Genomic DNA, 20,043 nt, shown 5'->3' with positions numbered 1-20,043 from the left:
ACAAGAAGGTTCGTTTCCGGACACAGTTTCCGAGACGGCGCCGCGTCGGCGAACGGTCACCGCGGGGAACCGACGACGCTCGCCGTCACTCCCGACGCCCGTCGGCGGCGTCGGGATCGAAGTTCGTGGGGACCACGGTGGGGTGGGCGAGTCCGACGCCGGACTCGAGGTCCTCGGCGGTGCGATCCGACGTCGACGACCGACGGTCGATACGTTCGGGTACCATCACGGGAGGACCTACGGCTCCGACGCCAATAAAATTACTCATGCTCATAATGCATCCGCGTCGCGGGGGAGATAACTCTCGAGTATCCGCTCGCGACGAGCCGACGTCGACGAAAAAACGGTCGTCGAGTGACGTTCCGGTCCTCGGGCGGCTCAGCCGAAGTGCTCCTCGTAGAGGTCCTGTGCGTGTTCGATCGCGTCGTAGGCTGCCTGTCTGTCCTCCCAGCCCTGCGTCTCGACCTCCTTGCCCTCCTCGAGGTTCTTGTAGGTCGAGAAGAACTCGTCGATCTCGTCGCGGGTCTGCTGGGGGATGTCCTCGAGGTCCTCGATGTGGTCGAATCGGGGGTCCTCGGAGGGGACGGCGATGACCTTGTCGTCCTGCTCGCCGTCGTCGTCCATCTTCATGAGCGCGACGGGGCGCGCTTCGATGACGCAGCCGGGGAACGTCTGATCCTCGACGAGGACGAGCACGTCGAAGGGGTCCTCGTCGTCGTAGTACGACTGCGGGATGAAGCCGTAGTCGCTCGGATAGTGGACGTTCGAGTGGAGCACGCGGTCGAGCATCACGCCCGGGATGTCCTTGTCGTACTCGTACTTGTTGCGCTCGCCCTTGAGACACTCCACGACTGCGTAGATCTCTTCCGGCGGGTTCGGTCCCGTCTCGAGGTCTTCCCAAAGATTGACCATACACTGGATCGTCGTCGGTCGATCAAAAAGTACTTTCGTAATCGAGTGTCAATTCCGTACGATGGCGACCAGACGCGCGATTGTCGGACGTCCGCGTGGCGCACCCGACCCGCGCGACGGTACGCCGGAAACGGTCAGGAACGGTCTGATCGGCAACCCCGAGCGAATAGTTAGCAAGTCTTAAATAGTTTGGTGACATTTGCACAGCTATGTCAGAGGCACAATCAATCACCGGCGAACAGAGCATCGCACGCGAATTGACCGCGTTCCAGAACAACATCCTCGTCATCCTCGCGAAGGAGCCGATGTACGGGCTCGCGATCAAGCGAGAACTCGAGGACTACTACGGGACCGAGGTGAACCACGGCCGTCTCTACCCGAACCTCGACGAACTCGTCGACCTCGGCCTCGTCGAGAAGAGCGAACTCGACAAGCGGACCAACCAGTACTCGCTGACCGACGACGGCTACGCGGCCGTCCTCGACGGCATCAGCTGGACGCTCTCGAAGGTCGTCACGGGCGAGGAGCGCGCCGACGAGATCCGCGAGATCGTCGACGAGAGCTACTGAACCGACGCGCTACCGCGCGCGAAAACCGGGCACGTTGCGGCCGGCCGTCTCGAAAACGCGTCGGATCGATTCCTCGAGTTTTTCTCGCTGTTCGAGCGACGGCCACGCGTTGCGAACGAAGTACTCCGTGCAGAACTCCGTCAGTTCTTCCCCCGTCGCCGACTCGATCGGTTTCGCGTAGTGGTTGCTCATGAAGTCCGCGAGCGCCGCCGCGGTGTCGCCGTGGACGTCGCCGTGGACCTCGCGCACCGCGGCCACGAGGTCGCGGTTGCGCTCGTCGACGGCCTCCCAGTCGTCGGGGTCGTCGGGCCCGTCGAGGGGGATTTCCACCGCGCGCGAGAGGTCGTCGATGCGGTCGGTGCGGATCACGCCGTCCTCTCGCCACTCGGCGGGGTGGAGCACGAGCACTTCGTTTCCGTCGTCCTCGCGGACGCGGGCCGTGAACTCGAACTCCGAGAGCACGTTCGCCCGCCGGCGCTCGTGGGCCTCGCGCTCGGCCTCGTCGACGGCGCTGCGGGCCAGCCGCGTCAGCCGCTCGGCCTCCTCGACGACCTCGCGCGGAAGTTCCGCGTCGGCGTCGTCGTCTCGAGCGGTCCCGGGGTCGTCCCCCTCGAGGTCGTTCGAATCGTGCATGGTGACTCGGCGTCGGCTACGGGCTCGAGAACTTTCCCGTTGCTGATCCGGCGGTCGGTTTCGGGGGCCGCTCTCGGGAACTCGAGGGGGCGTCGCCCGCTCGGTGATTCAGGCGCGGTCCATCGCCTCGTTCGCCAGCTCGTCTGCCCGCTCGTTGACGTCGCGGGGGACGTGCTCGATCGTCCACTCGTCGAACGAGGAGAGGAGTTCGTGGGCGGTCACGCGCCGTTCCCGCAGCTCCGGGTTGTTCGTGTTGTACTCGCCGCGGATCTGCTTGACGATCAGCTCCGAATCGCCGCGGACGTGAATCTCGTCGAAGCCGTAGTCGTGCGCGGCCTCGAGGCCGGCGATCAGGGCCTCGTACTCCGCCTGGTTGTTCGTCGCGCGACCGATCGCTTCCCCGCCCTCGTCGACGATGCCGTCGCTCGAGACGATCACCCAGCCGATGCCCGCCGGTCCCGGGTTCCCTCGCGAGCCGCCGTCGAAGTAGACGTACGCGCGCCCGCCGCCGTCGCGCAGGAGCGACTCGAGGTCTCGCGGGCGGGCGCCCTGGATTACGACCTTCTCGTCGTAGGCGACGGCCGTCGCGTCGCCGCGGGTCGCCCGCCAGCGCTCGTGGTCGGTGTTCCCGGACTCGACCGACACGCCCGCGTTCTCGAGCCGCTCTCGCGCCGCCTCGACGTCGCATTCGATGACCGGCATTCGTTCCCGAAATCGCCCGGAACCGGATAAAACGTTTCTGGTTCTCGTACGTAAACTTCGTCTCTGACGGCCCGTACTGCCTATTTTCGGCGTATTAGCGTCTCGGACGCAAAACGCTTCCCAAGGATTTATATACCTTGGTGATACTACTATAAAAGTGCGATGACACGGTCCACCCGCCAGCGGGAGCGAATGCGTGAGACGGACGAGACCGAGGATCAGGAAGGGGTGCGTGCCTGTCCCGAGTGTGAATCGGACAATCTCGTCAAGGACTCCGACCGGGGTGAGCTCATCTGTGAAGACTGTGGGCTCGTCGTGGAAGAAGAAAAAATCGACCCCGGCCCTGAGTGGCGGGCGTTCAACCACCAGGAACGGCAACAGAAGTCGCGCGTCGGCGCCCCGACGACCCAGACGATGCACGACAAGGGGCTGACGACGACGATCGACTGGAAGGACAAAGACGCCTACGGTCGTTCGATCTCCTCGAAGAAGCGCAGCCAAATGCACCGGTTGCGCAAGTGGCAAGAGCGGATCCGAACCAAGGACGCCGGCGAGCGAAATCTGCAGTTCGCGCTCTCGGAAATCGACCGGATGGCCTCCGCACTGGGTGTGCCCCGATCGGTCCGCGAGGTCGCGTCGGTCATCTACCGACGCGCGCTCAAGGAGGACCTGATCCGCGGTCGCTCGATCGAAGGCGTCGCGACGTCGGCGCTCTACGCCGCCTGTCGCAAGGAGGGAATCCCGCGCTCCCTCGAGGAGATCTCGGAAGTCTCACGCGTCGAACGCAAGGAGATCGGTCGGACCTATCGGTACATCTCGCAGGAACTGGGCCTCGAGATGCGACCGGTCGATCCGAAAAAGTACGTCCCGCGCTTCTGTTCTGAACTGGAACTCTCCGAGGAAGTCCAGACCAAGGCCAACGAGATCATCGAGAAGACGGCCGAGGAGGGCCTCCTCTCGGGGAAGTCGCCGACCGGGTACGCCGCGGCCGCGATTTACGCCGCTTCACTGCTCTGTAACGAGAAGAAGACACAGCGAGAAGTCGCCGACGTCGCGCAGGTCACCGAAGTGACGATCCGCAACCGGTACCAGGAACAGATCGAAGCGATGGGCATCCACGGCTGAACGCCGTCGGTCCACCGTTCACGTCCACTTTTTATCGCGCTCCGCCGTCCCCGAGCCCCGTCCGCGGACCGACGCGCTACCGCTCGAGTGGCGACCCGTCCGCGCCGAGGCGACGCTCGATCGCTGTCGCGCGATCCGCCTCGCGCGTCGCGACCTCGCCCCCGACGAGAAACCGTTTTCCGTCCCGCTCCCCTGATTTCGGGCGATGAGCGACCCCGACGGCGCGGCCGACCGCAGCGCCGACGACCGGACGGACTCGAGTGCCGGGACCGCCGCGGCCGAGGGTGCCGACGCCGGCGCCCTCTCCCGGGAGGCGGCCGTCGACCGCCTCGAGCGCCTCGTCGACGCCGTCGAGTCCGAGCGGATGCCCGTCCCCGTCCGCGAGGTGTGGGTCTTCGGGGACCTCGCGCTCGGCCTCGATCCGATCGACCGGCTGGACGTCTACCTCACCAAGGACGTCCTGATGCGCGACGCGCCCGAGCGCGACGAGGAGTTCTTCGAGGCCTACGGCGTCCGCGGCGTCGGCAAGTCCGTCCGCGCCGACTGGGCCGACGAGCACCCCGAGTACGTCCGCGCGAACGCGAACGGTCACGTCGCCCCCGAGAAGTGCCTCGCCGCCCACCTCCTCGAAGGTGACGACCGCCGAAAATCCGGTGACGGCGCGTCGATCCACCTCGAGGTGTGCAACGCCTCCTTCGAGGACAACGTCACCCAGCGCCTGCGCGGCGCCCGGATGCGCGAGGACTACACTCAGTTGCTCGACCCCCGCGGCGTCTGCCTGTGGGTCGACGGCACTCGCAGCGACGAGGCGTTCAGAAAGCTCCGCGAGAGCGCCTTCGCGATGCCGACGCTGTCGGACGCCCTCGAGATGCTCGGCATGGACGAGTCGGAGGCCGAGACGGCCGCGAAGGAGGTCCACGCCTGGCGCGACGACCAGGAGGGCGTGACGATTCGGGGCGACGTGGTCTGAGCGTCGATTTCTCAGCTTCCATTTTCGGGTCGTCCTCGAGCTGATCGATTCATCTGCGATGTAACTCACAGAAAGGATGATTGTTTCTCGTCGTTTCGTTCGAACTGCCAACCAACATGAACACGACGAAAGCCCTCACCACCCTCGAGCCCGCTCAGCCGGATACCCTCACTCCGTTCGGATAGGGGCGCCTGAGCGAACTCGACGGCAGCTCGCCCTTTCAGTCCGCCAGGTACCTGCCCTTCCCCGTTGAGCGAACGCTCCGCGTTCGCGATGCTCGGAAGACGCTTCGCGTCTTCCGTTGGGTCGCGCGCCCCGCGCCGAACCGGCGCGGGCACGCGCTCCCGGCCGTGGTCACTGGCGCGCTGGTGAGTCGGCCTCACCGAAATCGGTGAGGCCGACTCACCCACTCGCGAGGGACGAGTGAGCGAGTGAAACGAGCGAACGAGGCGGCTGGGGAGGGTGAGGCTGTCTGGGTGGACTGAAAGGGACCGATCGGTTGAGCGAACGCGAAGCGTTCGCGATGCTCGAAAGACGCTTGCGTCTTTCGTAGCTCGAGCCGGCCGGTGGCTTTCACCGTATTTGTACCAGCACTTGATGCGCTAGCTATCATTTGACGATACCTGACTCAAAGAGGACACCTTCCATCCCCAACTGATACACATCGCACCTCAATCGATCGCATTCGAGAAATGCTCACGGAACCCGCCCGACGGTCACGAAAAACGGCACCGTCTCCGTCCGCCGGTAGGTCCGATCGCGCATCTGGTCGATCACGTCCCGGCCCATCTCGCGCCACTCGCTCCGTAGTTCGTCGTACCCGTCGGGCGTCAACTCGCTCGAGAGCATCGTCGCTCGATCGTCGGCCAGCCCCGCGCCGGTCGCCTTCCGCCGCGCCGCGGTCAGCGCCGCCTCGCCGTAGGGCGGTTCGACCGTTCGCTCGTGGTCGTACCGGCGCGTCTCGAGCACTTCGAGGCCCGCTTCCTCGAAGGCGTCGCGGGCGTCGGCGCCGAGGGTGACGTCGGTCGAGACGCCCTCGAGATACGCCCGGCGCGCCCGCGCCTCGAGCGAGGGTTCGGCGTCGACGCTCGAGTCCACGTCGACGGCCCCGTTGTCGGGTTCGATCGCCGCGACGAGGTCGCTCGAGACGCGGGCGAACTCCGAGAGCGCGTTCGCGGGCTCCGCGAGGTTGATCAGCAGCGCCTGGCAGACGACGAGGTCGAACGCGTCGTCGGAAAACGGCAGTCGGAGCGCGTCGCCGGCGACGACCCGCCCCCCGAGTCGCTCGCGGGCGACCGCGAGCAGCCGCGGGTCGGCGTCGCAGCCGATCACCTGGCCCGAACACTCCGCGGCGAGCACGCCGCTCAACTCGCCGGTGCCGCAGCCGACGTCGAGGATCCGCGTTCGAGACTCGAGGGAAAGCGGCTCGAGGGCCTCGCGGGAGTCGTCCCACATGCCTCGGCGCGTCCGGGAGAGGTAGGTTTCGGAGAACGCTCGCACGGCCGAAGCGTACGGACGAATCGAGTAAAAGCGGGTCGGTTTTCGCTCCGTTCCTCGAGCGAGTTCGACCTACTCGCCGAACGACTCCTCGTCCTCTCGCAGCTCACGACCCGAGTCGCTCGCCGCTCGAACGCTCGCGACTCTCGTTCGCGACGCTCACTCCGAGTCGCGCAGCTCCTTGACCTTCTGAATGTTCCACGCGAAGCCGCGCCCGTCCTCGGTGGGCGTCTCGAGGGCGAACGGCAGGTCGCGCAGGTCGGGGTGGTTCACGATTGCCTTCATGCCGTCCTCGCCGATGTAGCCCTCGCCGATGTGGGCGTGCTCGTCCTTGTGGGTGCCCACGTCGTGTTTCGAGTCGTTGAGGTGCAGGTACTCGAGGTGCTCGAGGCCGATCTCGTCGTCGAACCGTCCGACGGTCTCGTCGACCGCCTCGGGCGTCGTGAGGTCGTTGCCCGCGACGAGCGTGTGGGCGGTGTCGATGCAGATGCCGATGTCGGCCTCGGTGCGGTCGATGATGCCCGCGAGGTGCGAAAACTCGCCGCCCAACTTCGTGCCGCTGCCGGCGTCGGACTCGATGAGCAACCGGACGCCGTCTGGGATCTCGAGGTCGTCGATCACGCCCGCGGCGTTGTCGAGGCCGCCCTCGACGCCCGCGCCCGTGTGGGCCCCCAGGTGGACGTTGACGTACGGAATCCCCAGGCGCTCCGCGGCGTCGAGTTCCGCCTGCAGGCTCTCCTTCGACTTGCGCCGGAGGTCCTCTTTCGGGGTGCAGAGGTTGACGAGGTACGCCGAGTGGATCACCCACGGGCCCTCGAGTTTCTCATCGGTCTCCGCGCGGAAGCCCTCCGCGGCCTCGTCGCCGATATCGGGCTGTTGCCAGACCTGTGGAGATGTGGTGAAGATCTGCCCGCAGTTGCCGCCGAAGGCCACCTGTCGGTGGACCGCGTTGCGGACATCGTCGTACGGCGGCGTCTCCTCGTCCGAGGACACGCGCGAACCGGAGATCGAAACGTGTGCGCCGACCTTCAGGGTCATGAATCACCGTCAGTACCGGTCCGTGATAGGTACTTCGGGTTGGGACGTTTGCCGACGGCGACCCGGACCGTCGGCGCCCAACTCACCCGCTCGCCTCGAGCACCTCCCGCTCTCGGACCCACGAGTCGGCGCCGAACTTGCGCTCGGCGAGGTCAGCGGCCGCCTCGAGTTCCTCGTCCCGCCACGACCCCTCCTCGGCGTCGCACCAGTCGGCGAGCGCGTCCTCGAGCGCTCGCACGGCCTCCTCGCGGTCGATTCCGATTTCGGCGCGAATGCTCGTCACGCGGTCGGTGAACGTCGACTCCTCGAGGTCGTGACCCGAGAAGACCCCGAGGTGGCGGGTTGGCTCGAGGTCGTAGCTCAGCGAGCCGTGCTGGATGACGACGTCGCGCTGGCGGTACTGGGCGTTGCCGCTGATCTTCGCGCCGTCGACGACGACGTCGTGGGCCGGGTTGATGTCCCGGAGGTAACACGAGGGGTGGTAGATCGATTCCTGCTCGCGGTCGGCGAACTCGGCGTCGACGCCCATCCGCGAGAACCCCTCGAGAACGGGTTGACAAAACAGTTCGTAACAGTCCATCAGGTTGCCCGGAACCTCCGCGGCCGGCGCGACGATCGTGTAGGAGATGTCGGCGTGCCGATCGTGGTAGATGCCGCCGCCGCCGGTCTGGCGCCGGGTCACGCCGATCCCCTCGCGCTCGCAGTAGTCCCAGTCGACCGTCTCCGATTTCTGGCCGTACCCCATCGAGAGCGTGCTCGGCTCCCACGAGTAGACCCGAACCGTGCGCACGTCGTCGCGCAGGGCGGTCTCCGCGGCGATTTCCTCGAGCGCCATTTGCGTCGCCCCGTCGCGGGGGTCGTCCCTGATGAGCCGCCACTCGCGGTCGGCGAGGGCGGCGACCTGGTCGCGGTCGGTCATACCCGTTCGGTCGTCGGCGATCGGGTTAGTGGTTCCGCCGCTCGCCCGAGCGGGACCGGCGCTCCGTCCCGACAGCGTGATGCCGGGTCAGGCGGCCGAGATCCACCCCCGCCGTTCGGCGGTCGAGCGACGATCCGGAGCGCGCCTACGACGGCGTGCCCGGAAGATCGGGGCGCGGCTCCGTCTCGCCGATCGGCTCGAGTCTCGAGAGCTGGTCGAACGCTCGCGCGGTTGTCGCGAGGCCGTACACGGTGACGAAGGCGCCGACGAGTTGCGCGAGGGCGAACCCGGCCGCGTCACCGAGGATCGCGCCGACGATGACCGCGGGGATCGCGCCGGCGACCGTGACGCCGACCCCCACCGCGAACACGGCGACGCCGAGTCCGAACAGGCGCAGGCGGCTTCCCCCCGTGAGCGTCCAGCTACTGCGGAACGCGCGAACGAAGTTCTGGTCTTCGACCGCGACGTAGACGGCCCAGTAGTAGAGACTGACGAGCGCGAACAGTCCGGGGATGAGCAGGAAGGCGCTCCCGACCGCGACGACGAGCGCGAAGACGATCGCACCGACGAAGACGTTGAGCGTGACGGCTCCGATGTTCCGTCGGAGGAATTCCCGAGGAACGGTCTCGGTCTCCTCGGAGGCGAACGTTCTGAGCGCGACGACGACGGCGACGAGCGTCGCGACGGCGAGGACGATCGAGAGGATTCCGGAGACGAGAACGATCGGCGTCGCGGGAACGCCGTCGGCGCCCATCGACTCGACGGGTGGCCGAGCGAGCAGTCCGTTGAGCACCGCGAGGACCGCGAAGACGGCGACCAGGATGAGCCCGTTTCGTTCGCGGAGTCGGTCGAATCCGTCGGCCATCGCGTCGGTGATGTGAAAGACCATACGCAGAGTACGCGCCCTGAGACGATATATGTAGTACTACAAATACGTGTCCGAAACTTGGGTTATCGCCCCTCAGTGTGCAAAACTGCAAAATTTTCGGGTTAACAGGATGTGATTGTCTGGAAGTTTACCTTTATAGGCGCGCGATCGATGCCTCCCGGTCTGCGTCGTCGGTTCGGAGGCTCGCTCGACTCACTCGACCGAGGCCGGAACGTTCTCACCACCTCGCCGTCGGCCAATCTCCCGTGAACGGAGCCGAGACGGCTTCTCGAAGGGGTCCCGCCGACGCCGGCCCGTCGGCTGCGTGCCGATTTACTATCGCAGTATTCGATTTATGAGCGGCGCTCCGTTCCCGCTCGGACGCAGCCTGCGCGCTCGCGTCGTTCGCTCTCTGGGCCCGAATCCGGGTCCGTATCGGCCACTTCCCCCTCGCTCGGGGCGCTCGAGGCGTCGTCGCATTGTCCGATGGGGTCGCTCGAACACCGAATCACGCGTCACGACGTTTTTACGTGCACGGCGGCTACGTCGCGCCATGGTGCGGAACGTCGCCGGGATGCTCCCGGAACTCGAGCCGGAAGACTTCTACCTCTTATCGGGCGTCGAACAGGGGATGCGCTTCTCGGAGTGGGTCCAGCGCGAGAAACTGCCGAAGTTCTCGGGGCTGACCGACGAGGAGGTGGAGTACCGACTCGAGCGCTGTCTCAAGCGCGGGCTGATCGAGAAGAAGACCATCCAGTACGAGGGGTACACCCTGCAGTTCGAGGGCTACGACGCCCTCGCGCTGCGGGCGCTGGTCGAACGGGACACTATCGCCGAGTTCGGCTCCCCCCTGGGGGTGGGAAAGGAGAGCGACGTCTACGAGGTCAAATCCTACAAGCCGCTCGCGCTGAAGTACCACCGCGAGGGGTACACGAACTTTCGGGAGGTCAACAAGGAACGGGACTACACCTCGGAAAACCGCCACGTCTCGTGGATGTACACGGCGCGGAAGGCCGCGGAACGCGAACACGACACCCTCGAGGAGCTCTACCCCGACGTCTCGGTTCCCCGACCGATCGGCCAGAACCGCCACGCCATCGTCATGGAGAAGATGGACGGCGTCGAACTCTCCCGCGCGAAACTCGAGGACTGGCAGGTCCTCGGCGTGCTCGAGTTGCTCGTCTCCGAACTCGCGCGCGCGTACGGGAACGGATTCGTCCACGCGGACATGAGCGAGTACAATGTCTTCGTCGGCGAGTCGGGCGTGACCATCTTCGATTGGCCCCAGGCGGTGCCGACCGACCACGAGAACGCCCCGGAGTTCCTGCGCCGGGATCTGCGGAACCTGCTCGGCTACTTCCGGCGAAAGTACCCCCGGAACGTTCCCGACGAGCTCCCAGCCGACGACCTCGCGGCGGCCATCGAGGACGGATCGTTCGAGTCGCTCGAGGCGATCGGAGCGGCCCTCGAGTGAAGTCCCACGACGGGCCCAGCTACGGACCGCTGTGACGTCGAGCGGGGATGGGCCGCCGTATTCGTTTAGAGCTCACGCGCGGTATTGAAGGCAGTTGTCGTTCTGCGACGGGTTGTTACCGTCCGGCGTCCGGGTCTATTCGCCGTTTTCTCCGGTTTGAGGCGCCTTGCAACAGATCGAGCCTTGGCCGGCGAACTCACCAACAAACCCCTCGGTGCTATATCGAATTCCGTGAGGTTGGTCGGGATACGACGAAGATCTCCTTGAGGTCGGCCGCTCGAGGGGCTCTCGCATCCGACCGGAGATGTGCGATCGGCACCTGACGGTCGCGCTCGAGGTCGAGCGCCAGCGAACAGCGTCCCTCGAGACCGTGATACCTCGTTCGACAGGCAGTGTTCTACCCGCTCGGGTTCGCGGTTCGTCCGGATGTGGCCACGAACGACGCGCCGCCGCCTTGCTACCGGTCTGTCCGTTCGACGCTTCGAAGCGCTTATACGAGCGAGTTGGCTACGTTCGAACGACTCGCCGGTCCGCGGGCATCGGCGGGCGCCTGCTCGACGCCTCGCGTCGCAGGTCGGGATGTGATCCGGATTGTCGGATTGAACCAGGAAACGCCCGCAGGTGAACACGATGGCACGAAGCTTCTACTCCCACATCAAGGAGGCATGGAAGACCCCGGGCGACGGGAAGCTCGGCGAACTGCAGTGGCAGCGAAAGCAGGAGTGGCGCAAACAGGGCGCCATCGAGCGCATCGAGCGCCCGACCCGGCTGGACAAGGCCCGCGAACTCGGCTACAAGGCCAAGCAGGGCATCGTCGTCGCGCGCGTCGCCGTGCGCAAGGGGACCGCCCGCAAGCAGCGCTTCAAGGCCGGCCGCCGGTCGAAGCGTCAGGGCGTCAACCGCATCGGCCGCCGGAAGAACATCCAGCGCATCGGCGAAGAACGAGTCGCCCGAAAGTACCCGAACCTCGAGGTGCTCAACAGCTACTGGGTCGGGGAGGACGGCTCCCAGAAGTGGTTCGAAGCGATCCTCGTGGACCCGAACCACCCCGCGATCCAGAACGACGACGATCTCAACTGGATCTGCGACGACTCCCAGACCAACCGCGCCTTCCGCGGGCTGACCAACGCGGGCAAGTCCAACCGCGGCCTGCGCACCCGCGGCAAGGGCGCCGAGAAGGTCCGACCGTCGAACAACGGCGGTCAGGGCCGCGCGAAGTAACGCCAGCGGGCGTTTCGACCAGTTTCGTTTCGAGATCGTTCTTCGATCGGTCCGCACCTCGAGTCGCGACGCTGGATCCCGCCGAGGACCGATCGGGGGTGCGGTCGAAGCGTCGCGCGAGTGGAGGCCTCGCTTTTCCACCCAGGCGGCGTGTAGACCCCGCGAGCGCCACACCGTACACTAAGTGGTCGACCGTGGTACGGCCCGTATGCCACGATCACGGGTCGCCGAGTTCTCCGTCGACCGCGTCCAGGTGCTCGACGAGTCCGGGACGGTCGACGAGTCCCTCGAACCCGACCTCGACGACGAGCGGCTGCTCGAGTGGTACCGGGCGATGAAGCGGTCGCGTCGGCTCGACCACCGGGCGATCGCCCTCCAGCGGCGGGGGGAGCTGGGGACGTTCGCGCCCGCGCTGGGGCAGGAGGCCGCCCAGGTGGGGGCCGTCGGCGCGCTCTCGGACGACGACTGGGTGGTCCCGTCGTTCCGGGAGCACCCGGCGTCGCTCGCGCTGGGGGGATCGCCGCAGTCGATGTTCGAGTACGCCATGGGGTACGAGGAGGGCGGCGAGCCCCCCGAGGGCTCGCGGATCATGCCGCCGTCGATCGCCGTCGGCTCACAGCCGCTCCACGCCGTCGGCATCGGCTGGGCGGAGGCGCTGAACGGGTCCGACTCGGTCGCGCTGACCTTCTTCGGCGACGGGGCGACCAGCGAGGGCGAGGTGTACGAGGCGATGAACCTCGCGGGCGTCTACGGGGCCCGGACCGTCTTCCTGTGTCAGAACAACCAGTACGCCATCTCGACGCCGCTGTCGAAACAGACCCGCGCGGCGACGCTGGCTCAGAAGGCCGTCGCCGCGGGCATCGAGGGGGTTCAGGTCGACGGGAACGACGTCCTCGGCGTCTACGCGGTCGCGAAGGAGGCCCTCGAGCGCGCCCGACGGGGCGTCCCGACGCTGATCGAGGCGACGACCTACCGGCGGGGGATGCACACGACCGCGGACGATCCCTCCGTCTACCGGACCACCGACGAGGAGATGGAGTGGGAGCCGCTCGATCCCATCCTGCGCTTCGAGACCTACCTCCGCGAGCGCGACCTCCTCGACGACGAGACGATCGCCGACCTCGAGGCGGAGATCGAGGACGAACTCGCGGAGGCGCTCGAGGCCGCCCGCGAGACGGCGGCGAACGCCGATCCCGTCGACATGTTCGACAACGCGTACGGGGAGCCGCCCGAGTACATGGAGCGCCAGCGGGAGGCGTTTGCGACCGGGTCCGAATTCGAGGTGGCGCCCGCGGCCGAAGTCGCCTCCGGAGGTGACGGGCCCAGCACGGCCCGGGGCGACGGCGGCGTCGAGACGCTCGACCCGGAGGACCTCGAGGGGGCCGAGCGGCGAAACATGGTCGAGGCGATCCGGTCGACGCTCCACGCGGAGATGGAGGCCGACGAGGACGTGCTCGTCTACGGCCAGGACGTCGGCGTCGACGGCGGCGTGTTCCGGGCGACCCAGGGGTTGCTCGACGCCTTCCCCGGTCGGGTTCACGACGCGCCGGTCGCCGAGGCGGGGATCGTCGGCCTGGGCGTCGGCCTCGCCGCGGCGGGCTACCGCCCCGTCGCGGAGATCCAGTTCGCCGGCTTCACCTTCCAGGCGTTCGACCAGATCCTCCAGCACGTCTCGCGGATGCGGAGTCGATCGCGCGGGAAGATCACCTGTCCGATGGTCGTTCGGGCGCCGTACGGACTCGGCGTGAAGGCCCTCGAGCACCACTCCGAGAGCTACGAGGCCGGCTACGCCCACGTGCCCGGACTCAAGGTGGCGATTCCGTCGACGCCGGCGGACGCGGCGGGGCTCCTACGGTCGGCGATCCGAAACCCCGATCCCGTCCTCTTCCTCGAGCCGATGGCGCTGTACCGGGCGACCCGGCGGCCGGTTCCGGAGGAGTACGTCGTCCCGCTCGGCGAGGCGCGGACCGTTCGGGAGGGCGAGGACGCGACGCTGCTCGCCTGGGGCGCGATGGTCCGGGAAGCCGAGCGCGCGGCCGACGCCGTCGACGCTTCGATCGAGGTCATCGACCTCCGGTCGATCAGCCCGCTCGACACCGAGACGGTGCTCGAGTCGGTCCGAAAGACCGGGCGCTGCGTCGTCGTCCACGAGGCGCCGCGGACGGGCGGTTTCGCCGGCGAACTCGCCGCGCGCATCTCCGACGAGGCGATGTGGTACCTCGAGGCGCCGATCGAGCGCGTCACCGGCTACGACGTCCCCGTCCCGCTGCCGGGCCGGGAGGAGGCCTACCGTCCGGGCGCCGACCGGGTTCGAGCGGCCCTCGAGCGGGTCCTCTCTGCGTGAGCCGGTGAGGCGGCGAACCCGCTGCCGTGAGTGGAGTGGTGCGATCGCGAGCGCGTCGAAAACGACGGAGTCGGGGGTCGCGAACGGACGCGCGGCTCGAGGGGTCGTCGAACCGGCGAAAACGGAACTCCTGGGGGCCGATCAGGCCGAGACGGTGTGGCGTTCGTCGCGTTCCTCCTCGGGCGGGCGGACGTCGAGGTCGGCGCGCAGGGCGGCGATGGCGTCTTCGGGGTCGGTCTCGGAGTCGAAGACGCGGTCGAACCCGAGTTTGCGGAACTTCGCGCGGGTCTCCTCGAAGTCGTCCTGTCCGACGGCGAGGTTGCCGCCGATGTACGTGAGCACGTCGAGGTCGACCTCCAGAATGCGCTCGTGGAAGCCCTGGCAGTCCTGTTCCGCGTGACCGTAGAGCGAGGACACGAGTACGGCCTCGGCGTCGTGGGCCGACGCGGCTTCGACGAACTCCTCCTGGGAGGTCTGGACGCCCAGGTTCTTCACGTCGAAGCCCGCGGCGGAGAGCGCCTGTTCGAGGATCGTGATTCCGACGACGTGCGCGTCGGAACCGATCACGCCGAGGATGACGGTCTTCGTCATGGTGGTACCACAACGAACTGCGGGGAACCACATAAACCTAATGATCGATCATGTGTTATTCGCTCGCAGGGTTGAGAACGTTTTACACGGAGGGTTCACGCCGCGTTCCGACGCGCCCCGTCGGCGAGGGCGAAGAAACCGGTCCGATGGAGGCGCCCCTAGACCGAGGTGAGCGATCCGACCGGCGCGTCGGTCCGTTCGCGGGCCCGCTCGATCCCGTCGTCGCCGGCGGCGATGAGCGTGAAGACGCCCGCGACGTCGGCGTCCGCCGTCTCGACGATGTCGAGTAAGAGCTCCTGGGTCTCCCCCGAGCGGATGAGGTCGTCGACGACGAGGACGGACTCGCCGGCGTCGATCGCCGACTCGGGGAGGTAGTAGGTGAGTTCGATCCCCGACTGGAGGCGCTCGCGGGCCTCGATGAACTCCTCGACGGCGGTCTCCTTGCGCTTTTTCGCGTACGCGCAGCGAACGCCGTAGTAGCTCGCGAGCGAGGCCGCGATGGTGATCCCGTCGGTCGCCGCGGTGAGGACCAGGTCGGGTCGGTCGAAGTCGAAGCTCTCGGCGACGACGGGCGCGACGAGGTCCAGGAACGGCTGGTCGAAGACCGTCGCCGAGTTGTCGACGTAGCCGTCCTCGTCGACGCGGATGCGCGCCTCGAGTTCCTCGACGAGCGCCTCGCGCCCGAGGTCCTCGACGACGGTCCGGGCGCGCTCGGTTCCGGGGAGGACGTGGCCGTTGACGTACCGGTTGAGGTCGCCGGCCGGCAAACCGGTCTTCTCCGCCAGTTCGTCGTACGTTCGCGTCTCCTTGAGCATACAGAGGACGTCGACGGCGCGCAACTGGAGGGCCGCCTTCTCGGCTCTGTTCATGGAGGATACGCACGCTTCCGCGAACATGGGGGTTTCGATCCGGCGCGTCGGGTGTAAACACCACGAACGTGCACCCTCGAACGCGCGCCGACGGTGTGAGGTCCGGCCGACCGGTCGAAACGAGCGAGCCACTCAGTCGGCCGGTAAGCCGGGTTTCGTTCGCTTTTCGTCGCGGCGAGTTACCCCCGTTCGACGGTCGGTGTCGGAAAATCGAGTCGAGGCCGTCCGTTCAGCGCTCGCCGGCCATCACTCTACGCCGAATCGGCCCCGACATCGGGCCACCGCTCGATGTACACCCGCTCGTCGGTGTAGAAGCGGACCGCGTCGTCGCCTTGGGCGTGAAGGTCCCCGAAGAACGACTCCCCGGCGCCGCCGAAGTGGAAGAACGCCATCGGCGCGGCGGTGCCGACGTTGACGCCGAGGTTCCCCGCGTCGACCTCGTGGCGGAAACGCTTCGCCTCCCGGCCGCGCTCGGTGAAGAGGCTCGCCGCGTTACCGAACCGGCTCTCTTCGACGATCGCGAGCGCCTCGTCGAAGTCGGTGGCTCGTACCAGCGCGAGGACGGGGCCGAAGATCTCCTCGCGAACGATCCGCATCTTGGGCGTCGCGTCGCCGAACACGGTCGGCCCGAGGAACGCACCCTCGTCGGGGACGCCGTGCTCGCGCCCATCGTACAGGAGCGTCGCGCCCTCCTCGAGGCCGACGTCGATGTACTCGAGGACGCGTTCGCGGTCTCTCTCGCCGACCATCGGCCCCATCTCAGCGTCGGGATCGTCGCCGGGGGCGACGACCATCGAGCCGATGCGGTCGACCAGCTGCTCGGCGAACGCGTCGTAGACGTCCGCGTGAACGACCGCGACGGGGTTGGCGAGACACCGCTGGCCCGTGTTCGCGAACGCCGAGCCGACGGTTTGCTCGACGGCGAACTCGAGATCCGCCGAGTCGCTAACGATAATGTGGTTCTTCGCGCCGCCCTGGGCCTGAACGCGTTTGCCGTGGGCCGCGGCGGTCTCGTAGACGGATCTCGCTACCGGCGTCGAGCCGACGAACGACGCGCCGACGACGTCGTCGTGGGTCAACAGCGCGCTCGCCGTCTCCGCGCCGCCGTTGACGACGTTCACCAGCCCGTCGGGGAAGCCGGCCCGGTCGACGAGCTCGGCGATGTGCGCGGCCGTCAGCGGGGTCCGTTCGCTGGGCTTGAGGACGAACGCGTTGCCCGTCGCGACCGCGTACGGGAGGAACCACAGGGGGATCATCCCGGGGAAGTTGAAGGGCGTGATGGCGGTGAACACGCCGAGCGGGTGGCGGACCGCGCTCTCGTCGATCCCGGGGGCGGCGCTCGCGAGCGTGCCGGCCTGCATCTGCGTCGGGATCCCGCAGGCAACCTCGACGTTCTCGATCCCCCGACGGAGTTCGCCCCGCGCCTCCGCGAAGGTCTTCCCGTGCTCGCGGACGATCGTCTCGGCGAGTTCGTCCTGGTGGTCCTCGAGGAGCGCCTTTAGCCGGAACAGGGGCTGGACGCGAGCCTCGACTGGCTGCGTCCGCCAGTCCGCGTACGCCCCGACGGCGGCCGCCGCCGCGACGTCCACGTCCGCCCGCGAGCTGAAGGTGACCTCGGCGATCTCCTCGCCGGTCGCCGAGTTCGCCACCGTCGCGCAGTCGTCGCCGGTCGGCGCGACCCACTCGCCGTCGACGTAGTTGTCGACGGTCCGGGGCGTGCGGTCGCTCATTCGACTCGCTCCTCCTCGATCACGATGTCGCGCTCGGCGAGTTCGGCCGCGAACGACTCGGAGTCGAGCGCCTCCTCGGGAGGCTTTGCGCCCGTCTCGAGCGCATCGCCGCGGCCGACGACCGCGGCCGCGACGCCCATCGGGACGCCGGTCCAGACGGCCGTCGCCTTCAGCCCCCAGTCCTCGAGTCGCGACTCGACGACGACGCCGTAGCGGTAATGGGCGGGCTCGCCGTCCTCGGTGCCGTGGACGTCCACGCGGAAGGACTTCCACTCCTCGACGGCGCCCGGTTTCGGTTGGCGATCGAGGTGCCAGTCGAGGAACTCCCGCGGACTCGTCTCGACCCCCTCGAACTCGACGGGTTCCTCGCTGGTGAGGTTCAACCCGATGAGGACCTCGCAGATGTTCACCAGGTCGGGGGAGAACGCCACCCGGAAGTCGACGGTTTCGACGCCCTCGAACGCGTATGGCATCGTCGCGAGTTCCGAGTGGATGCTGTGAAAGCCCTCGACCTCGCCGACCGGGTCGGGCATCTCGTAGGTCTCTCGACCCGATAGCGGTTCGAGCGTCTCGAACTCGCCGTCCTCGTAGACGACCGGCTCCATGGTCAGCTCGTCGAGGATCGTCTTCGCGGAGTAGGCGAATCCCTCGCCGCCGCCTTTCGCGCCGGTTCGGATGTGGACCTCCTCCACCGAGTCGAGCCGTCCGGCGCCCCGCGCGGCGGCGACGTTCGTCAGCCCGGGGCTCGCGCCGATCCCGAGGACGGCCGTTAGCCCCGCCTCGTCGAACGCCTCGTCCAGTTCGAGCTGTTCACGGGTCTTGTGGTACAGGCCGCCGAGATCGAGGTAATGGCAGTCGGCCTCGAGACAGGCCTCCATCACGTCGACGTTGAACGCGTACGGGAGCGCGTTCGCGACGACCTCGCTGTCGGCGATCGCGGCCACGAGCGCATCCTGGTCGGTCACGTCGACCCGTTCGGTCGTGATCTCGCCCGCGGGGTCGTCTCCGCGCAGTTCGTCGGCGAACGCATCCGCGGCCTCGAGGTCCGCGTCCGCGATCAGCAGTTCGTCGACCGCCTCGTTCTCCGCCAGTTCCCGCGAGGTGGCTCGCCCCATCGCGCCGCAACCACCGAGTGCAGTGACCTTCATCTCAGTAATCACCGTAGTTCATCACGACCGCTTTCACCTGCGTCATCGCTTCGAGGTGCCACTTGCTGCCGTAGCGCCCCCCGCTGCCGGACTCGCCGTAGCCGCCGAACGGCAGCAGCCGTTCCCAGTAGTTGTTCGTCTCGTTGACGAAGACGCCGCCGGCTTTCAGCCGGTTGGCGGCGTCGTGGGCGCGCTGGAGCGAGTCGGTGAAGATCGCCGCCTGAAGCCCGTACCGCGAGCGGTTGGCGATTTCGATCGCTTCCTCGTAATCCTCGGCTCGGAGGATCGGCGTCACCGGGCCGAACGTCTCCTCGCGCGCGATGCTCATCTCGTCCGTGACGTCGTCGACGACCGCCGGGTCGTAGAACAGCCCGTCCGTCCCGCCGCCGGTCAGGAGCTCCGCTCCCGCGTCGACGGCGTCCGCGACGTGGTCGACCGCCTTCGCCTGGATGCGTTCTGAGACCATGGGCCCGACGTCGGTCCCCTCTTGAAACGGGTCGCCGACGACGAGTTCCTCGGTCCGCTCCACGACCGCGTCGATGAGCGCGTCGTGGACGCCCTCCGTGGTGATGACGCGCTCGGTTCCGCAGCAGACCTGCCCGGCGTTCCAGTTCGAACCGACGACGATGCTCTCAGCGGCGTGCTCGACGTCGGCGTCGTCCAGCACGAGGATGGGATCTTTCCCGCCCATCTCGAGCAGGCACTGCGCGTTCCGCTCCGCGGCCGTCTTCGCGATCTCTTGGCCGACGGCCGTGCTCCCGGTGAAGGCGATCAGTCGGATATCCGCGTGCTCGACGAGCGCTCGCCCCGTCTCGGCCTCGCCGGTGACGAGGTTGAACGCGCCATCGGGGAGGCTCGATTGGGCGAACGCCTCCGCGATGTGGTAGGCGGTCAGCGGCGTCTCCTCGGCCGGCTTGAAGACGACCGGGTTGGCGCTCGCGATCGCCGCGTAGATCGAGCCGCCGGGGACCTCGAGCGGGAAGTTCCACGGGTTGATCACCGCGCAGGGCCCGTACGGCTCGCGCTGGGTGTAGGCGAAGCGGTTTCGGTGTTCCGAGGGCACCACGTCGCCGAAGAGCCTGATGGCGTCGTGGGCGTAGTCGTCGCTCGACTCGATGACGTACCTGGTCTCCTCGTAGGATTCGTGCAGCGGTTTCCCCTCCTCGCGGGTGATTAGTTCCGCGATCTCGTCCTCGTGCTCCTCGAAGTACTCGGTCACCTCGTCGAGGACGGCCGCGCGCTCGTACGCGGTCATCGCCTCGAGCTCCCGCTGAGCGCGTCGTGCGGCGTCGACCGCCTTCGCGACGTCCCGCTCGGACGCGGCCGGGACCGTGTCGATCACTTCTCCGTCTACGGGGGAGTCGACGTCGATGCCGGCCGACGACTCGGCGTCGATCCATTCACCGTCGATGTGTAGCTGTCGCATGCGTGTG

Annotated in this window: 19 protein-coding genes; 6 read left to right on the top strand and 13 right to left on the bottom strand. The window is 67.4% G+C overall.

The features are described 5' to 3' along the window. Positions 1 to 85: 85 nt before the first annotated feature. Positions 86 to 226 (bottom strand): hypothetical protein, encoded by a 141-nt coding sequence (locus tag RJT68_RS13855; RefSeq protein WP_407037150.1) that lies wholly within the window; start codon positions 224 to 226, stop codon positions 86 to 88. A 152-nt stretch (positions 227 to 378) separates the two neighbouring features. Then, positions 379 to 912 (bottom strand): inorganic diphosphatase, encoded by a 534-nt coding sequence (locus RJT68_RS13850; protein WP_407037149.1) that lies wholly within the window; start codon positions 910 to 912, stop codon positions 379 to 381. 209 nt (positions 913 to 1,121) lie between these two features. Here RJT68_RS13850 and RJT68_RS13845 point away from each other — a divergent pair, with 209 nt between their 5' ends. After that, on the top strand, positions 1,122 to 1,481 hold the full coding sequence (locus tag RJT68_RS13845) for a PadR family transcriptional regulator (RefSeq protein WP_407037148.1): 360 nt from the start codon (positions 1,122 to 1,124) through the stop codon (positions 1,479 to 1,481). A 9-nt stretch (positions 1,482 to 1,490) separates the two neighbouring features. On the opposite strand, the gene RJT68_RS13840 is transcribed toward RJT68_RS13845, so the two are convergent. After that, entirely contained in the window at positions 1,491 to 2,114 is a 624-nt protein-coding gene (locus RJT68_RS13840; RefSeq protein WP_407037147.1) for a DUF7108 family protein, read from the bottom strand. A 108-nt stretch (positions 2,115 to 2,222) separates the two neighbouring features. Then, positions 2,223 to 2,816, bottom strand: a complete 594-nt coding sequence (gene rnhA, locus RJT68_RS13835; RefSeq protein ID WP_407037146.1) for a ribonuclease HI — start codon at positions 2,814 to 2,816, stop codon at positions 2,223 to 2,225. 162 nt (positions 2,817 to 2,978) lie between these two features. Here rnhA and RJT68_RS13830 point away from each other — a divergent pair, with 162 nt between their 5' ends. Next, the gene (locus tag RJT68_RS13830) at positions 2,979 to 3,941 is read left to right on the top strand and encodes a transcription initiation factor IIB (RefSeq protein ID WP_407037145.1); all 963 of its coding nucleotides are present in this window, start codon (positions 2,979 to 2,981) and stop codon (positions 3,939 to 3,941) included. A 205-nt stretch (positions 3,942 to 4,146) separates the two neighbouring features. After that, a complete protein-coding gene (locus tag RJT68_RS13825; protein ID WP_407037144.1) occupies positions 4,147 to 4,911 on the top strand; it encodes a DUF7095 family protein in 765 nt (254 codons plus the stop codon). Between the two features lie 696 nt (positions 4,912 to 5,607). Here RJT68_RS13825 and RJT68_RS13820 read toward each other — a convergent pair. From RJT68_RS13820 to RJT68_RS13805, 4 genes are all read right to left on the bottom strand, one after another. Beyond that, positions 5,608 to 6,411, bottom strand: a complete 804-nt coding sequence (locus RJT68_RS13820) for a class I SAM-dependent methyltransferase (protein WP_407037143.1) — start codon at positions 6,409 to 6,411, stop codon at positions 5,608 to 5,610. Between the two features lie 156 nt (positions 6,412 to 6,567). Then, positions 6,568 to 7,440, bottom strand: a complete 873-nt coding sequence (locus tag RJT68_RS13815) for a deoxyribonuclease IV (protein WP_407040374.1) — start codon at positions 7,438 to 7,440, stop codon at positions 6,568 to 6,570. A gap of 88 nt (positions 7,441 to 7,528) precedes the next feature. Further along, on the bottom strand, positions 7,529 to 8,365 hold the full coding sequence (locus tag RJT68_RS13810) for a lipoate--protein ligase family protein (RefSeq protein ID WP_407037142.1): 837 nt from the start codon (positions 8,363 to 8,365) through the stop codon (positions 7,529 to 7,531). Between the two features lie 145 nt (positions 8,366 to 8,510). Further along, entirely contained in the window at positions 8,511 to 9,254 is a 744-nt protein-coding gene (locus RJT68_RS13805; RefSeq protein WP_407037141.1) for a hypothetical protein, read from the bottom strand. A 532-nt stretch (positions 9,255 to 9,786) separates the two neighbouring features. Between RJT68_RS13805 and RJT68_RS13800 the strand changes: the two genes are divergently transcribed. The 3 genes from RJT68_RS13800 to pdhA all read left to right on the top strand — a co-directional run bounded on the left by RJT68_RS13800 (position 9,787) and on the right by pdhA (position 14,272). Continuing rightward, positions 9,787 to 10,707 (top strand): RIO1 family regulatory kinase/ATPase domain-containing protein, encoded by a 921-nt coding sequence (locus RJT68_RS13800; RefSeq protein ID WP_407037140.1) that lies wholly within the window; start codon positions 9,787 to 9,789, stop codon positions 10,705 to 10,707. Positions 10,708 to 11,337: 630 nt separating this feature from the next. Continuing rightward, positions 11,338 to 11,928 (top strand): 50S ribosomal protein L15e, encoded by a 591-nt coding sequence (locus RJT68_RS13795; RefSeq protein ID WP_407037139.1) that lies wholly within the window; start codon positions 11,338 to 11,340, stop codon positions 11,926 to 11,928. A gap of 208 nt (positions 11,929 to 12,136) precedes the next feature. Beyond that, the gene (gene pdhA / locus RJT68_RS13790; RefSeq protein WP_407037138.1) at positions 12,137 to 14,272 is read left to right on the top strand and encodes a pyruvate dehydrogenase (acetyl-transferring) E1 component subunit alpha; all 2,136 of its coding nucleotides are present in this window, start codon (positions 12,137 to 12,139) and stop codon (positions 14,270 to 14,272) included. Positions 14,273 to 14,413: 141 nt separating this feature from the next. Here the strand turns inward: pdhA and glmS are convergent, their stop codons facing one another. The 5 genes from glmS to RJT68_RS13765 form a co-directional block, all read right to left on the bottom strand. Next, a complete protein-coding gene (gene glmS, locus RJT68_RS13785; protein ID WP_407037137.1) occupies positions 14,414 to 14,863 on the bottom strand; it encodes a methylaspartate mutase subunit S in 450 nt (149 codons plus the stop codon). Positions 14,864 to 15,021: 158 nt separating this feature from the next. Next, a complete protein-coding gene (locus tag RJT68_RS13780) occupies positions 15,022 to 15,732 on the bottom strand; it encodes a phosphoribosyltransferase family protein (RefSeq protein ID WP_407037136.1) in 711 nt (236 codons plus the stop codon). A 251-nt stretch (positions 15,733 to 15,983) separates the two neighbouring features. Next, complete coding sequence (gene mmsA / locus RJT68_RS13775; RefSeq protein ID WP_407037135.1) at positions 15,984 to 17,462, bottom strand: CoA-acylating methylmalonate-semialdehyde dehydrogenase; 1,479 nt, start codon at positions 17,460 to 17,462, stop codon at positions 15,984 to 15,986. Beyond that, on the bottom strand, positions 17,459 to 18,610 hold the full coding sequence (locus RJT68_RS13770; protein ID WP_407037134.1) for a saccharopine dehydrogenase family protein: 1,152 nt from the start codon (positions 18,608 to 18,610) through the stop codon (positions 17,459 to 17,461). The genes mmsA and RJT68_RS13770 overlap by 4 nt, the downstream gene beginning before the upstream one ends. A gap of 1 nt (position 18,611) precedes the next feature. After that, positions 18,612 to 20,036 (bottom strand): aldehyde dehydrogenase family protein, encoded by a 1,425-nt coding sequence (locus RJT68_RS13765; protein WP_407037133.1) that lies wholly within the window; start codon positions 20,034 to 20,036, stop codon positions 18,612 to 18,614. Positions 20,037 to 20,043 lie beyond the last annotated feature (7 nt).

The organism is Halovalidus salilacus (assembly GCF_031852275.1).
GTDB classification, from domain to species: Archaea; Halobacteriota; Halobacteria; order Halobacteriales; family Natrialbaceae; genus Halovalidus; species Halovalidus salilacus.
This window is presented reverse-complemented; position numbering and strand designations above follow the sequence as displayed.